Genomic DNA, 15,009 nt, shown 5'->3' with positions numbered 1-15,009 from the left:
GCGGAGCCATGCCGACTGACGACAACGCGGCGTGGGGGCACCTCCCGTGCCCGGAGGGCTACGGGGGAGTGCGTGCCAGGGCCCGCGAGCCCGGCATGATCCAAACGAGAGGCCCTAGGAGCGAGTGGCGGTCGCGCAGCCGTTGCCCGTGGCCGTCGTGCCGTCGCTCTCGATCGGCTCGCTGCGGTCGTACGGATCGATCTGGCGTGCCTCGTCGGCGGGCTGCTCGGCGGCCGTGCCGAACGGCGGCACGAAGTAGCCGGTCGGGGCGGAGCAGCCGCCGTTGGTCATGTCGAGCGCGTACGAGACGAGGGACATCGTGCCCGGTTCGGTGATGACCTTGGCCGGGTCGTCCCAGCTCATCACCACCTCGCGCCGCACGATCGTACGGACGACCTCGGCGTCCCGCCCGCCGTCGCCCGCCGGGGTGGTCGGGTACACGAAGGTGACGTCCGCCGTGACCTCGACCGCCCCCCGTTTCCCCTCCCGGTACGTGAGCCGGCCGCGCGTCTTGACCACGTCACCGACCAGCCGGGCCTGCTCCGGCCGGAAGCGGCTGAACAGCAGCAGCGGGTCGGTCTCGGGAGCGGGCGCCGCCGACGACAGGGCGGTACGGAGATAGTCCTGGACGTCCTTCTGGTGCGGGTTCAACAGCGCGATCGCCGTCGTGGGCCGCTCGCCGCGCAGCACCCGGGAGTCGAGACCCGCGGCCACCAGGAAGTCCCGGCTCTGCCGCAGCGCCCGCTCGACCTGGGCGGCGTCCATCCAGCCGGTCGCCTTGGCCGGTGGGACCGTGATCCCGGCCGCTCCGTCGGCCCAGCGGGCCGCAGGCGAACCCCGAAACGGTTCGGCGAGGGTGGGGCGCAGAGCCGGCTCGGCACCGGGCGCCTCCCGCGGGCTTTCCGACTCGGCGGCCGACGGCGCCCCGTCCTGCGTGCCGTCGTCGCCGCCGAACCAGCCGACGACCTGCTGCGGGAAGAGCGCCACGACCAGGAGGACCACGGACGCCACCAGCACGGTCACGTACCAGCCTGTCCTGCGTCGGGGCCCGGCCGGTGAGTACGTACGCCGGTCCTCCGGCAGCCCGGAGCGCTCCCGCAGTCGCCGCTCCACTTCACGGGCGCGCGCCGACGGCTCCACGGGGGCCCCGGCCGCACCCGTCACCGATTCCCGAAGGAACCGCTCCCACTCCTCGTCGGACACGGACGACCCGTCCTGCCCCCCGGCCCCGCTCACACCGCACTCCCATTCTCGCTCGATGGCTCGACGCCCCATGGCTCGATGCCGGCTCGATCGCTCGCCGTCCGATCAGGTGACTGTGCACCGGTCGATCGAGAGCCGCCCGCATGATCGCATGAGCAAGCCGCCAAGTGGGGTGGCGGGTTGAGGGTCACGTCGCCGCGCCGGCTGTGAACGGGTTCGCCGGCACCGGCCTTGGCGGGCCGTCCGCCCGGGTGCCGGCATGCCACGGTCACGGTCGCGTACCGGGTCCGCCAGGGACGGACCCGGCTCGGGACGGGGTCAGACGCGGTCGGCCGCGATCAGGACGTACTGGAAGGAGCCGTCCCCGTACGACTTGATGAACGCTTCCTCGATCCCGGTGACCAGGGAGGACGTGGCCCGCAGCTCCCAGTAGGGCAGCGTGTCGGGGGTGAGGTCGATGACGGCCTGCGGCACGAGCCGGTTGTCGGCCATGGCCCGCAGGTATTCGCGGCGGGAATGGATGTTGCACTCGAAGTGGGCGTTGATCTGGGAGACCCACTTCGACGGCTGGCCGTAGCGGGGGTTCCAGCAGCCCGTGATGGTCACGTACCGGCCGCCGACCTTGAGGAAGCGGGAATGCTCGGCGAGAAGGTCGTGCAGGTCGACGTACATGCTCGACTCGTTGTTCCACGAAGCGGCGATACTGCCGCTCTCGAACGGCGTGTCGAGCATGTTGCAGACGCGTGCGCGGACGTGGTCCTGGATGCGCAGCTCCCGCGCGCGCCCGTTGCCGAAGTCGGCCTGTGAGGACGAGAGCGTGACGCCCTCGACCTTGCAGCCGAAGCGCTGGTGGGCCATGACCATGGACCCGCCGCGCCCGCAGCCGGCGTCGACGAGTGTGTCGTCGGCCCGGACGGGACCGAGGTGGTCCAGGAGGACCTCGGTCTGGGCCGACTCGAGGCGGTGCAGCTCGGCGATCAGCCTCTTCTCGTACTCGCTGTCCTCGGGGTCGCCGAGCGCGTCGTGGTCGACGGCGCCGACGCCGTAGTGGTGGTGGTAGAGCCCGTCCACGTCACCGAGGCGCAGGTTCACCGGCCTCGCCTCGCTGTTCCAGTAACGGGCGATGTCCCGCTGGTAGGGCGTCGCCGGGGCCGGGATCATCGCGGAGGCGGTGGGGTTCAGTTCGGTGGTCACAGAGATGTCCATTCCTTACCAGAAGTCGGGCAGGCTGTAGCGGTAGGTGTTGGTGCGGTGCCAGTAGTGGTTGCCGTCGACCCAGGCGGCCACGCCCTTGAGGAAGCGCAGCAAGGGGGGCAGAGGGCAGGCGGCGGCCAGTTCGGCCGCGGCGGCCTCGAAGGCGTGCATGAGCTCGTTGTGGACCTCGACCGCCTTCAGGTACGCGTCGCGCTCGGAGAGCTGCTCGCGTTCCGCGATCACCACCGGGAGGTTCAGGTGCCGGCCGGGGCTGTCGAGCTCCTTGGTGTAGGAGTAGAGGTCGTTGACGATGGTGGTCGCGTTCCCGGCGAGTGCGATGACCCGCTGCGTCTCCGGCCGGGCATGCAGGTCCGCCGGCAGTTCGTAGCCGCCCACGGTGTCGGTGATGGTGGGGCAGGGGCGGAAGTTGTTGAACTGGCGCATGGCCAGGTACTCCCACACCTGCGGGACGTGATCGGTCTCGGCCCAGGCCGCCTCGGCCAGGTAGCCCATGTGCAGCCGGGCCATGTCGTGCCGGTAGCGGTCGGCCTGGGAGGGCGTGGCCTCCCGTACGAAGTGGTCCATCGCGCTGCGGTACGCGCGCCGCGGGGCGTCCGAGCCGAGCGACTCCTCCCACTCCGGCGCGTACTCGGGGGTGGTGTGGAGGCGGTCGAGCGCGGTGTGCGCGAGGAGGAGACGTCCGCCGAGACCGACGGGTGAGCCTCCGTGGTCCTCGCAGTAGCAGTCGTCGACGGCGTTCTCCGCGACCATCAGCCGGGTGGCGAGCATCAGGTGGTCGACCGTGGGGGCGTCCGGGTGGCAGGCGACCATGTAGCGGCCGACGGAGAAGCCGTCGAACTGGCCTTCCCAGTCCTCGGGGTAGAGCTGGACCTCGTCCTCGGCCCAGCGCTTGATCCGGCGGCTGACCTCCTCCACCCGTACGGGATCGGGCTCGGGTACGGGGTGGTGGTAGAGGCCCGGCACGGCCCGGCCTTCGGCGAGCGGCGCGGGTTCCGGGAGCACCGGGTCGGGGCGGCGGGCCAGGGAGAGCGAGGCCGTGCCCAGGCCGCTCGGGCCCCGCAGGACCCGATGGAGGGCGGAGTCCGCGGCAGGGACGGCCGGAACGGCGGAGGTGGCCGCGGGGGACGACGGGACGATCGGCGGATGCGGCGCGGCCGGCAGGCCAGGAGCCGCCGGCGCGGGCACGTCGGGCACCGTGGCCGCCGGTGGTTCCGCGGGCGCCGGCTGCGGGACGGGCGCCAGGGAGCGGGGGGCGGCCCCGAGGAGAGCGGGGGCACCGGAGCGGGCCGCGGCGGTGGGCGGCCTCGACTGCTGAGGGAAGGGTCCAGGGTCGGGCATTCCGTAGCTCCTTGCTGCGGTGGATGGGGCCGTTCCGGATCCGCGCCGGTCCGCCGGGCGGGACGGATCCGGCTCGGCCGGGGGGCCGTCAGCGGGTTCCCTGGTCGCTCCTGCGGGCGATCTGCACGTTCTCCATCACGCCGAGCGCGTCGGGTACGAGCACCGCGGCGGAGTAGTAGGTGGTGACGAGGTAGGAGATGATCGCCTGCTCGCTGATGCCCATGAAGCGCACGGAGAGGCCGGGCTCGTACTCGTCCGGCAGACCGGTCTGCCGCAGGCCGATGACACCCTGGTTCTCCTCGCCGGTGCGCATCGCGATGATGGAGCTGGTCTGCTCCTTGCTGATCGGGATCTTGTTGCAGGGCAGGATCGGGACACCGCGCCAGGCCGGGACGGACTGCCCGCCGAGGTCGACGTGGTCCGGGTAGAGGCCGCACGCGTTGAACCCGCGGCCGATCGCGGCGATCGTCCTCGGGTGGGCGAGGAAGAGCTTGGTGCCGCGGCGACGGCAGAGCAGCTCGTCCATGTCGTCCGGGGTCGGCGCCCCGGAGTGGGGCTGGATCCGCTGCTTGAAGTCGGCGTTGTGCAGCAGGCCGAATTCGCGGTTGTTGATGAGCTCGTGCTCCTGGCGCTCGCGCAGCGCCTCGACGGTGAGCCGGAGCTGCTCCTCCGTCTGGTTCATCGGGCCGTTGTAGAGGTCGGCGACCCGGGTGTGGACCCTCAGAACGGTCTGGGCGACGGAGAGTTCGTACTCGCGTGGCTTCAGTTCGTAGTCGACGAAGGCGCCGGGCAGTTCGGCCTCGCCGACGTGGCCGGCCGACATGGCGATCTCGGCCTCACCGTGCTTGTTCTGCCGCTGCCGTGCGAGCGAGCTGAACTCCTCGATGTGGGTCCGGAGGCTGGGCGCGGCGGCCTGTACTGCGGCGAAGTCGGCACGGGAGAGGGTCAGGAGCGTGCCGGAGGTTTCGGCGGTGGCCGTGTAGTCGTAGCGGGCGTCGGCGTCCAGGAGGGCGTTCTCTCCGAAGCGGTCGCCGTCCGCGAGCACCGCGATGGCGATCTCCCCGCCGTACTTGCCGTCGGAGGTCTGGCGGACGCGGCCATGGGCGATCATGTGGATCCGGTCGGCCGGGGTGCCGCGCTCGACGAGGACCTCTCCCGCCGAGAAGTCGCGCTGCGTGCAGCGGCCGGCGAGAGCGGTGAGAGCGTCGAGGTCCTCGAAGCCGCGCAGCAGGGACAACTCACCGAGTTCGCGGGGGATCACACGGACCGTGGCACCCTCCTGGACGAACTCGATGCGCCCGTCGCCGACGGTGTGGCGTAACCGGCGGTTGACCCGGTAGGCACCGCCCTTGGTCTCGACCCAGGGGAGCATGCGCAGCAGCCAGCGGGAGGTGATCTCCTGCATCTGCGGAGCGGACTTGGTGGTGGTGGCGAGGTTGCGGGCAGCGGCGGTGCCCAGGGACTGCTGAGGCAGCGCTGGTGCGGCCGCCTGGGCTTCCGGGCTGCTGTCGACAGTCATCGAGGCCAGTTCTCCTTCACGACGGATGACGGCCGGCGCACACCGGTGCGCCGACTGCGAACAGGGAGGAACGGAGGGAGTCACGGGGATCCGTGCAGGTCCCGGAGGACCGTAACGACCGCTCGGGCCGCGTCGCCTGGAGAACCCGGACGCATTACCTCGAAGCAGTGACGATCATTTGAATACGGTTTATCTGTTCAATCAGTGACATTGCGCCACTTCGCTGGAGCGCGACGGGGTCGCGCAGGCCGACCACCGCTCCACGACGCCCCTGCGGTCCATCGGGGCGCACAGGATCCGGCCAACTTGCCGCCGGCGAGGCTCCCTGGGCTCGCACGCCTGCCCCGCATCGGCGAAGGCCGCGACACCGGGCGCTTTAAGGACACTTCTGGCGCGTGAGGCCTGACACATGTTCCGGACCGGGGCGGAAGAATCTTCGCGCGATGGCCGCGGCGCCCGCAGGAATTCCCTTCGCGGCAGGGCTCGAGCATCGCTCGACAGCAAGATCAACTTCGTTCAAGTCTGCACCATGCGTGGGGAGATGTCCGCATCCGGCCCAACCGTTTCCGGCGATTTCCTCCCACTCGAGCAGCCCCGATAGGCATATGCCACCAGGGGCTGCCGACCACAGCCCCCTTGCCCGACCGACCACGCAGGGGGAATTTCCGTGTCCACCATCACTCGCCGCCACGCACTGGCGGCCGTCGCCGGCGCCGCCGCCGGCCTCACCGTCGCCGTCGCCGCGACAGCGCGCGCCACCACCCCGGCCCGCGCCGCCGCCGGACCGCCGCCGTTCGACGAGGTCTACCAGGGCCGCCGTATCCAGGGCGCGCCCTCGCACGCCGGCGGGCACCACGGCGGACACGGAGGCGGCTACACCGTGCACATCGACGACGAGGAACTGCACGTGATGCAGAACGCCGACGGCACCTGGATCAGCGTCATCAACCACTACGAGCCCCGTGCCACGCCCCGTGCCACCGCCCGCGCCGCCGTGCGGGAACTCCAGGGCGCCGTACTCGTCCCCCTCGCCACCGCCTGACCGGGAGCCCCACCGCCATGACCGTACGCAAGAACCAGGCCCGGCTCACCGCCACCGAGAAGCGCGCCTTCGTCGACGCGCTTCTGGAGCTCAAGCGCAACGGGCGCTACGACACGTTCGTCGCCACCCACAACGACTTCATCATGAGTGACACCGACAGCGGTGAACGGGTCGGACACCGCTCGCCGTCCTTCCTGCCGTGGCACCGCAGATTCCTCATAGAGTTCGAACAGGCCCTCCAGTCCGTCGACCCGAGCGTCGCCCTGCCCTACTGGGACTGGACCGTGGACCGCACTCCCGGCGCGTCGCTGTGGGCCCCCGACTTCCTCGGCGGCAGCGGCCGCGGCCGGGACGGTCAGGTCATGGACGGACCGTTCGCGCGCGGTGCGAACCGCTGGGCCGTGAACGTCCGTGTCGACGGACGCGACTTCCTGCGCCGCTCCCTCGGTGCCGGCGGGCGCCAACTGCCCACCCGCGCCGAGGTCGACGCCGTCCTCGCGATGGGCGTCTACGACGCGGCTCCCTGGAACAGCGCGTCCGACGGCTTCCGCAACCACCTCGAAGGCTGGCGCGGCGCCAATCTCCACAACCGCGTCCATGTCTGGGTGGGCGGCCACATGGCGACCGGAGCCTCCCCGAACGACCCGGTGTTCTGGATGCACCACGCGTTCGTCGACAAACTGTGGGCCGACTGGCAGAAGCTCCATCCCGCTTCTGCCTACCTGCCGACGGCCGCCACCGGCAACGTCGTGGCCCTGCACGACACCATGCGGCCGTGGAACAACGTGACCCCCGCCGACATGCTGGACCACACGCCCCACTACGCGTACGACTCCGTCGCCGCCTGACGGAATCCGGCGCCGCGCGGACGGGCCGGTGTCCTTACCGCGCGGCGCGACATGCGTCACGAGGCCGCTGAGGCGGGGGGCGGCAGTGTGCGGGGACGAGGCCGGCCACCCGCCGGTCGGCGGGGCTCTTGACCGGGACGAGGCCGACCAGCCGCCTTCTCCGCGACCGGGCGCGTGCAGAACAGGAGGCGGTGGCCCGTGCCGTCTCCCGGGCCTCTTCCGCGCCGGTTCAGCTCTCGGTCGGGGTGAGCACGACGAAGTCGGCGTTCGACGGGTCGAGGCAGACCGCCAGGCGGCCGACGCCCTCCGCGTCCTCCGGCCCCATCTGCACGCTGCCACCCTTCTCGGTGACCTGTGCGACCGCGGCGTCGCAGTCCTCGACGGCGAAGACCGGGTGCCAGTACGGCTGCCCGTCCGCCAGAGCGAGGTCCTCCTTACGGAGCTCCATGAGGCCGCCTTGCATACGCTCCTCGGGAAGCCCGGCGGGAGTGATGAGGACGTACGTCCCCCCGCCGCCGGGCAGCTCCATGTCACTGAACTGCCAGCCGAAGACCCGGCCGTAGAACTCCTTCGCGGCCGCTACGTCGCTCGTGTACAGCTCGGTCCAGGACAGCGAGCCCGGCTGGTCCACAAGGTCGACACCCTTGTTCTGACCGGGCTGCCAGACGGCGAACTGGCCCCCCAGGGGGTCGCTGTACTGGGCCATCCGGCCCCACTCGTCGAGGTCCCTCGGCGGGACCCGCACCGTGCCGCCCGCGCTCTCCACGGCCTGGGTCGTGGCATCGGCGTCGGCGACGCAGTAGTAGATCATCCAGGCCGGGCGCGCGCCCTTCTCGGTGAGCTTGCCGAGGCCGGCGACGATCTTGCCGTCCTTCCGGAACATCCCGCCTTCCATGTCCTCCTCCCCCTCCCCCTCCCCCATGGACTCGTAGTCCCACCCCAGCACCGCGCCGTAGAAGGCCGCGGCGGCCGGGACGTCGGGGGCACCGAGGTCCAGCCAACAGGGGGAGCCGGGGACGAAATCAGTGGTGATCACGGCAATTCCCTTCGCAGATCAGGTCTCGTCCCAGCCTGACACCCGGCACTGACACTCGCCCGTCGGCCTGGCCGTCCGTGCGCTTCGGCCGTCCGTCTCCTCGTCGGCCTTCCGCTCCGCTTCCGTACCCTCGCGCCTGCCGCACGCAAGCGCGGCCGACGGTGGCGGCCCGCTCACCGTCGGCACACGGCTGCAGCGCAACTGCAGCGGGACGGAGACGGTTTCACGCGCCGTGAGTGCCTAATCTCCTTGTGACCTCCTGGCACGGCGACGCGAAGGACACGGGGATGAGCGGAAACGGGGGCGGGGCCGGGGCTCCGTGGAACCCGTACGGCGGAGGACGACCGCCGGGACCGGGTGGGCCGCCCCTACCGCCGCCGGGCCCGTGGCCGCCCGCCCCGGCGCGTCGGCGGCTGACCTTCGGGCGTCTCTTCAACCCGATCGCCGTGGCGCGCGCGGTGTTCACGCCGTCCCGGCCCGACCGTGTGCACGACCCGATGGTGAAGAAGGTCCAGGTCGTCCGTACGGTCGTCGGCCTCGTCGCCGTCACGTGGATGCTGCTGTCCTACGGGCCGGCGTCGGACGCCGACGCCGTGCTGGACGACCGCTTCGGCCAGATCCGTACCACGCTCATCGTTCTCGGGGTGACCTTCCCGGTCGCCGTCGCCGTCTTCATCGCGGCGGCCCGCCCGCCCAACCGGCGTCTGTTCCTGCGCCGCGTCGGCAAGCCCGCCGGGGCGCTGCTCACGCTTGTCGTCACGCTCGCCGTGCCGAGACTGATCACGGGTCTGGGTTACGTGACCGAGGACACGAACTGGACGGCTTCCGCGGGGCGGGTGGTGCTTCTGTTCGCCTTGGGCGCCTTCGCGTTGTGGCTGGCCCCGTTCGGTCTCTACGGCATCGCGCAGTCACTCGTGCACGTCTTCCGGACGGCCGACCTCCACGAGACGGTGCCGCCACTGCTCGCGACGCTGCTCGTGTGGGAAGTCGCCCTCTTCGACCTGTTCCGGGGCGCTTACGACAGCGTGCCGTTCTGGGTGCGGATGGCCTTCACCCTGGGAGCCCCGCTGTCGGTCACCCTCGTGGCGATGTGGGAACTGCGGCGGCTGCGCACACGGCACAACATCACGCTGCGCGGAGCGCTGCTTCGCTGAGCCGTCGCGACGAACGGGTCCTTCGGTCCGGATGCTTCTCCCGGCCGGCCGGCCGGACCGGACACCGCCACCGGGATACGGTGCGGTGGCGGCCGCGTCGTCAGGTCCAGCGGGTGACCGTCAGCCGGATCCGCGCCTGTTCGCCGAGGATCGGCTGCGCGGAGCCGGGCAGCGGGATGTTCGCCACCCACGTCCCCGCGCGCTCGTCCTCGTCCTGCAGCGACGTGCCGCTCGGCTCATAGTGGCTGATAGTGCCGGGGATGAGCGAGTTCCATGCGGCCCATGTGCCCTCACCGATGTCGACCACCAGGGTGTCGTCGAAGTCGGCGGTCTGCTCCAAGTGGTCGCCGAAGCTCAGGAACCCGAGCTGTTCACGCAGCGACAGGATGCGCAGTTGCAGTGCGTAGCGCATGGTCGTGTCGCTGCCGTGCGGCCGCAGGCCGCTGCACAGGAACGCGGTGGTCAGCGGAACGTCCGCCGAGGCGCCCGACGAGGGCAGTTGAACCGGGCACCAGTGCTCGGCCGTCTGCTCGTGCATGACGATCGGCAGTCCCCGGACGGACAGCCGGACCTCGGCCTGCCAGGTGGTCCCCTCGATCGACGGAAGCCGGCAGTCGGCGAGCGTGGCCTCGACCTTGCGGTCACCGAAGAGGAACCGCCGTAGGTTCTGGTAGCCCTCCTCCGAGTTCACGAGGCCGTAGCGGCCGCTGTGGCTGCGGTGCACGAACGCCCTGTGTGCGCCGGGCACATAGGCGTTCTCGATCTGCACCAGCCCGTCGCTGTGCGCGCCGACGACGGCGGCGGAGAGGCCGAAGGCGACGTCGTAGTCCTTCGGGTTGGTGCCGATCAGGCAGAAGATCCGAGAACGCGGAAACGCCTTCGGGTGCGCACTGTCGCGCTCGGGCATGTCCCGGGCGCGCCAGTCCGGCGGGCGTCCCTGCGGATCGTGGTCCGATGTCGGGGTCAGGTACTCGTACATGCGCTCCGGACCGAACACCTCGGCGCCGTTGAGGCCCGTCGCGTCACGCACCTTCTCGAAGACGCCGAACCCGGCGTCGAAGGTGATGCCTCCGTGCGGCGACCCGTACGTGAACACCTTGGCGACGCAGTCGGCCGGGTCACGGCCGGCGTCCGGGAGCACTTTCTGCAGGAGGCAGCGGCAGATGAGCCCGCCCATGGAGTGGGCGACCAGGTGGACATGCGACGCCCCCGACTTCTCGCGAAGCTTGTCGATCAGCGTCAGAAGGTCCGCGGCGGCGTCCTCGATCCGGAATTTCTTCGGCTCGGCACCCCAGGTCGTGGCGGAGACGTCGTAGAAACGCAGAATCCAGATCGAATTGGAGGGAACGCTTTCATGCGCGTCCAGATAGGCCTCCTGCCCGCCCTCGACCAGAATTTTGTAATCCTCGTCGAGGATGAGCCGTAGCAGCGGGCTTTCGAACTGGTGGAAGCTCGGCACGTTTCCCGCCCCGACCCGGACATGGGTTGAGCCCTCGTTGAAGCCGTAGAAGGGGTCCTTGACGGTTTTGTCTATCCCCTCGGTATCGCCGGCGAATCCCCGGACGTACACGATCGGGAACTTCGTGTTCTCGGGCATGGGAACCTCACTGTCCCCGGGTGGCACCTGCTTCCCGGATGCCACCCGTCTCGCTCCTCGCCACCGATCGGTCGATCAGTCGATCAGGGTGCTGCGGTGCGCCACCGCCCCCTCTGCGGGCGACCAACTGATGTGCCCGTGCTGGAAGCGGCTGGAGCGGCTGTCCCCTGTGCCGATCTCGTCGGTCGCCGGATAGCCGAGGAAACTGGTCTCCCAGCCCATGTTCGCCCAGAGGTCGCGAATGGCGCCGTGCACCTCGTGCGCGCCCGTCGACGGTGTCCAGTAGATCGAGCCGCCCTGGAAGTGGTTGAAGCGGCCCGTTCCGTCCGGACACCCCAACTCGTCCGTCACCGGGTACCCGAGGAATCCGCTGGAGCCGCGGACCTGGGCGTACTTGATCCGGATGTCCCCGTGCACTTCGTGCGCGCCGGTATCCGGTGACCAGTAGATGGACCCGTGGTCGAAATCACGCGAGGTGCCCCGCCCGTCGGGGTTCGGTCCCTCGCCGCTTCCCGCGCCGGCGTCGAACGGGGCGCCGATCCACTGGATCTGGGCCCACTTCTCGTCGATGGCAGTCACTTCCGCCTCCAGCTCGTTCCGCCGTGCGAACACCGGATCCGCGGCGCGAGGAGTCAGGCGAACAGAAGCCGGTCCTGTTGTCCGGTGCCACGCGCACATGCGGGATCCCTGGAAAACCGCAGTACGGATCGTGGACGACACGGTTGATCCGTGAACCGTCGTCGCCGGTCCCTCGGTGCGCACGGCCAGGCTCGGCGCCTGCCGCCCTTGTTCCTCCTGGGGTTCGCCCGGGGACGGCGATATCGCCTTCAGTTTAGGCGCGTTCACCAGGGCCCACTACCGGAGTCGAGTTGACGGAGAACCGTGATTATCGGTTCCCATTCAACGAAACGCGACTGAATGACTTCGCATTCAACGAACCGGATCGAATGGTAGCCGAATGGAGGTGGTCGGTCCGCCGGGGACCGGTCTACAGTGGAATCGAGTTGGTCTGCACGGCTTCAGATGTCTTTCGACACCACGAAGTTCGTCACCCTACCGAAGGTGTCCGGTCGCGCCGTTCGTCATCGCGCGGCCCCCGGTCATCGGTCGGCCGCCGTACACGTCGGGACTTCGCGGCTCCTGGGACTCGACGCAGGGGCCGGTTCGAGTTCTCGCGAGGAGAATCATGGCCATTCCACTGTCACCGGACCGGTTGCTTGCCGCGCTGCGCGACGAAGGACTCACCGTCGTCGAACACCGTTCATGGCGAACCCACAACCGCAACCACAAAGGCCCCTGGGGCCCCCTGCACGGGGTGATGATCCACCACACGGTCACTTCCGGCACCAAGAGCAGCGTGGAGCTGTGCTACAACGGGCATTCCGCGTTGCCCGGCCCGCTGTGCCACGGAGTCATCGCGAAGGACGGCACAGTCCATATGGTCGGCAACGGCCGTGCCAACCACGCCGGGAAGGGCGATCCCGACGTCCTGCGAGCGGTGATCGACGAGGTCGCGCTGCCACCGGACAACCAGGCCGAGGCCGACGGGAACGCTCACTTCTACGGCTTCGAGTGCGTGAATCTCGGTGACGGCCGGGACCCGTGGCCGCAGGAGCAGCTGGAGGCGATCGAAAAGGCGGCCGCAGCCATTTGCCGGGCGCACGGCTGGAGCGAGCGCAGCGTGATCGGCCATCTGGAATGGCAGCCGGGCAAGGTCGATCCCAGAGGATTCGAGATGGCGGCCATGCGCCGGCGGATCGCCGACCGCCTGGGCGTCGCGGCAGCCGGCACCCGGTGAACGCGGGGGTCAGACCCCCAGCACGGTGAAGCCCGACTCGGTGAGCCGGGCGCTCAGGGCGGCGAGGGCGGCCGGGTCGGTGGAGGAGCCGTTCTGGGGAAGGCCGGCGTCACCCTGGAACTTGTGGACCGCGGCCTGGGTGCGGGGCCCGTCCGCGCCGTCCTGGGGCCCCGGGTCGTATCGGAGGACGAGCAGAGCGCCCTGCACGCCGAACACGTCCGACAGGTCCAGTGCCAGACGGTCGGCAGGCAGACCACGGTCCTCGACGGTCTGGGCCAGCAGGAAGTGAGCACGGTCGAGTTTGTTCCGGATCTTGATGGTTCCTTCGTCCGGGGTGAAATGGCATTCGTCGGCCGCACCGTTCCAGTTCCGCGCCGCTACATGGCCCTGCAGCTTCGGGAACTTGAACGCCGGTCCCAGCGCCCAGCACATGCTCATGGTGGCGAGTTGCGCGTTGGCCGGCCAGGAGGCGAAGCCGGCGAACTCGGGGCGCTGCGTGAGGAACGACTCCATCTGATCCAGCTTGGCGAACACATGGCGGTCGATCTCGTCGTTCTCCAAATGCAATGAGGTGAACGGCGGCTTGAAGGCTCTGTGTCCCTGCGGAGCGAGATCGAGATGCGCCTTGACCTTGTCCCACTCAGCGGCGACGAGGTCCGCCGACGCCTGGGCACCGCTGCCGTCCAGCCACCGCAACTCGTTGGCCAGAGCCAGGGAGGCGGACCGCTCCGCCTGATTCGGGGGAGAGTTGGCCGCGGCGGTCTGATCGATCTTGTTGCCGATCCCGGTGCTCACCCATCCCTTTTGGTCGAGGTACATGAAGTCGACCCGGCCCTCGAGGGGATTGTTGAATGCGATCCAATGGTCGCGAACGATTTGATGCATGTCGCCTGCCTCTGTGTACGCGGAGTCGGGAAATCGGTTCTCAGCGTCTGTCCGTACCGGTCCGCCTGCAACTCGGCCCCTGCTCCCGCCTCATGAAAGGTCGAACGCTTCCGCACCGTACGGGACGCGACCTGAGTTGCCTACCAAACCCCGTAGGAGTTCACTGAAGTTGAGGTATCTGCCAAGGAGGATGGGCCCATGGTGGGTAACAGAGGTGGCACAGACCCCGACGTTACGGTCAAGGGATCCTCCTGGTATCAGCGCGTAAATGCTCACGTGGCGCATCTCCAGGGACAGCTGAACAAGTTCGAAGAGCGACGAAAGGCCGGAGGTCGGGTATCTCCGGAGGACGCCAGAACCGTGGCCACAGCGAATGCCCACCTCGATGCCGCTCGGAATACATTGCGGGACTGTTCCCGGTGGCAACGCCTTTTGGGAGCGTCGGCGGACAGGGCTTTGGCGAATGTACACGAAGCGGAAGTGGCTCTTCTCAGGATAGCCCCGGAAAGTGAGCTTCACGATAAAGGGATGTACGCCCTCTCGCACGCCAAGCTTCACCTCATGCATGACGACGTGCTTTTGCAGCAGCTCAGTGCCGCGGTGCACAGCAGTCCTGAGCGGAACATGCTCGGCTTCAGGCGGCAACAAAAACCCCTCGGCGCTGGCCAGAGGGAATTGGCGGCCCTCACACTGCACGCCGCCTACCAAGCGGAAGAAGCAGAAAGAGCGCGAGTCCGGAGCTTTACCCAGATAGTCGTCATGGCCGCAGGAGCTCTCTGGCTGATAGCCGTTTCCCTGGGCGTATGGGGGGCCCTCGCCCCGGACGTCGCCGAGCGAGTGTGCTTCACGAACACGGAGGTGGCGGAGGGCGGGGGAAGCACGACCAGGGTCTGCCCTCTGGGAGAGACACCGAAGGCGGCCAACATCTTCTTTCTTGAATTCATCGGACTCTTCGCGGCGGCTGTGGCGGGGGCGGTATCACTGAAAGGCGTCAGAGGAACTTCCGGGCCCTACCACGTGGCAACAGGACTGATAATCCTCCGGCTCCCCGTCGGAGCCCTGACGGCAGTGGCGGGGATACTCCTGATGAGCGGCGAGTTCCTCCCCGGCCTGACCAACCTCGACACGCCGACGCAGGTGTGCGCATGGGCCTTCGCCTTCGGAGTCCTCCAAGAGTCCGTCACTCGCGCGGTCGACCGGCAGGGCCAGCATCTGATCGACAACGTGAAGGCACCGGGCAGCAATGTCGGAGACGCGGAAAAGGAAAAAGGGGAAAAGCGCGAGCGAGCCCAAGGACCGTCGTCCAGTAGATAGGTGCAGCCGTAAACATCCGGGCGCGGGTAGCGCTTCGCCGCTTGCACTGCTCGGTCGACA

At 69.2% G+C, this 15,009-nt stretch carries 12 protein-coding genes and 1 pseudogene; 5 read left to right on the top strand and 8 right to left on the bottom strand.

Annotation, left to right across the window (positions count from 1 at the left end; genetic code table 11):
- Positions 1–114: 114 nt before the first annotated feature.
- The 4 genes from AB0K36_RS25300 to AB0K36_RS25285 form a co-directional block, all read right to left on the bottom strand.
- Positions 115–1,203, bottom strand: a complete 1,089-nt coding sequence (locus tag AB0K36_RS25300; RefSeq protein ID WP_364598513.1) for a hypothetical protein — start codon at positions 1,201–1,203, stop codon at positions 115–117.
- A 318-nt stretch (positions 1,204–1,521) separates the two neighbouring features.
- A complete protein-coding gene (locus AB0K36_RS25295; protein ID WP_364598510.1) occupies positions 1,522–2,397 on the bottom strand; it encodes a geranyl diphosphate 2-C-methyltransferase in 876 nt (291 codons plus the stop codon).
- Between the two features lie 15 nt (positions 2,398–2,412).
- Positions 2,413–3,756 carry a 2-methylisoborneol synthase gene (gene tcp / locus AB0K36_RS25290; RefSeq protein ID WP_364598507.1) on the bottom strand — a complete coding sequence of 448 codons (1,344 nt, stop codon included), beginning with the start codon at positions 3,754–3,756 and terminating at the stop codon, positions 2,413–2,415.
- An 88-nt stretch (positions 3,757–3,844) separates the two neighbouring features.
- Complete coding sequence (locus AB0K36_RS25285) at positions 3,845–5,275, bottom strand: family 2B encapsulin nanocompartment shell protein (protein ID WP_364598504.1); 1,431 nt, start codon at positions 5,273–5,275, stop codon at positions 3,845–3,847.
- Positions 5,276–5,942: 667 nt separating this feature from the next.
- Here AB0K36_RS25285 and melC1 point away from each other — a divergent pair.
- Both melC1 and melC2 read left to right on the top strand, forming a co-directional pair.
- Positions 5,943–6,317 carry an apotyrosinase chaperone MelC1 gene (gene melC1, locus AB0K36_RS25280; RefSeq protein WP_364598501.1) on the top strand — a complete coding sequence of 125 codons (375 nt, stop codon included), beginning with the start codon at positions 5,943–5,945 and terminating at the stop codon, positions 6,315–6,317.
- Between the two features lie 17 nt (positions 6,318–6,334).
- On the top strand, positions 6,335–7,165 hold the full coding sequence (melC2, locus tag AB0K36_RS25275; protein ID WP_364598498.1) for a tyrosinase MelC2: 831 nt from the start codon (positions 6,335–6,337) through the stop codon (positions 7,163–7,165).
- A 229-nt stretch (positions 7,166–7,394) separates the two neighbouring features.
- On the opposite strand, the gene AB0K36_RS25270 is transcribed toward melC2, so the two are convergent.
- Positions 7,395–8,201 carry a VOC family protein gene (locus AB0K36_RS25270; RefSeq protein WP_364598495.1) on the bottom strand — a complete coding sequence of 269 codons (807 nt, stop codon included), beginning with the start codon at positions 8,199–8,201 and terminating at the stop codon, positions 7,395–7,397.
- A 446-nt stretch (positions 8,202–8,647) separates the two neighbouring features.
- On the opposite strand from AB0K36_RS25270, the gene AB0K36_RS25265 reads away from it, so the two are divergent.
- Positions 8,648–9,355, top strand: coding sequence for a hypothetical protein (locus AB0K36_RS25265; RefSeq protein WP_364598492.1), 708 nt, complete (start codon positions 8,648–8,650; stop codon positions 9,353–9,355).
- Between the two features lie 100 nt (positions 9,356–9,455).
- Here the strand turns inward: AB0K36_RS25265 and AB0K36_RS25260 are convergent, their stop codons facing one another.
- Positions 9,456–10,952 carry a lipase family alpha/beta hydrolase gene (locus tag AB0K36_RS25260; protein WP_364598489.1) on the bottom strand — a complete coding sequence of 499 codons (1,497 nt, stop codon included), beginning with the start codon at positions 10,950–10,952 and terminating at the stop codon, positions 9,456–9,458.
- A 75-nt stretch (positions 10,953–11,027) separates the two neighbouring features.
- Positions 11,028–11,531: an LGFP repeat-containing protein gene (locus AB0K36_RS25255; RefSeq protein ID WP_364598486.1), complete on the bottom strand. Its 504-nt coding sequence runs from the start codon at positions 11,529–11,531 to the stop codon at positions 11,028–11,030.
- A 607-nt stretch (positions 11,532–12,138) separates the two neighbouring features.
- On the opposite strand from AB0K36_RS25255, the pseudogene AB0K36_RS25250 reads away from it, so the two are divergent.
- Positions 12,139–12,741 (top strand): annotated as a pseudogene (locus AB0K36_RS25250) (N-acetylmuramoyl-L-alanine amidase); the annotation flags it as partial.
- 18 nt (positions 12,742–12,759) lie between these two features.
- Here the strand turns inward: AB0K36_RS25250 and AB0K36_RS25245 are convergent.
- The gene (locus AB0K36_RS25245) at positions 12,760–13,635 is read right to left on the bottom strand and encodes a peptidoglycan-binding domain-containing protein (protein ID WP_364598483.1); all 876 of its coding nucleotides are present in this window, start codon (positions 13,633–13,635) and stop codon (positions 12,760–12,762) included.
- A gap of 198 nt (positions 13,636–13,833) precedes the next feature.
- On the opposite strand from AB0K36_RS25245, the gene AB0K36_RS25240 reads away from it, so the two are divergent.
- Positions 13,834–14,949: a hypothetical protein gene (locus tag AB0K36_RS25240; RefSeq protein ID WP_364598480.1), complete on the top strand. Its 1,116-nt coding sequence runs from the start codon at positions 13,834–13,836 to the stop codon at positions 14,947–14,949.
- Positions 14,950–15,009 lie beyond the last annotated feature (60 nt).

The organism is Streptomyces kurssanovii (assembly GCF_040677245.1).
GTDB classification, from domain to species: domain Bacteria; phylum Actinomycetota; class Actinomycetes; order Streptomycetales; family Streptomycetaceae; genus Streptomyces; species Streptomyces kurssanovii.
This window is presented reverse-complemented; position numbering and strand designations above follow the sequence as displayed.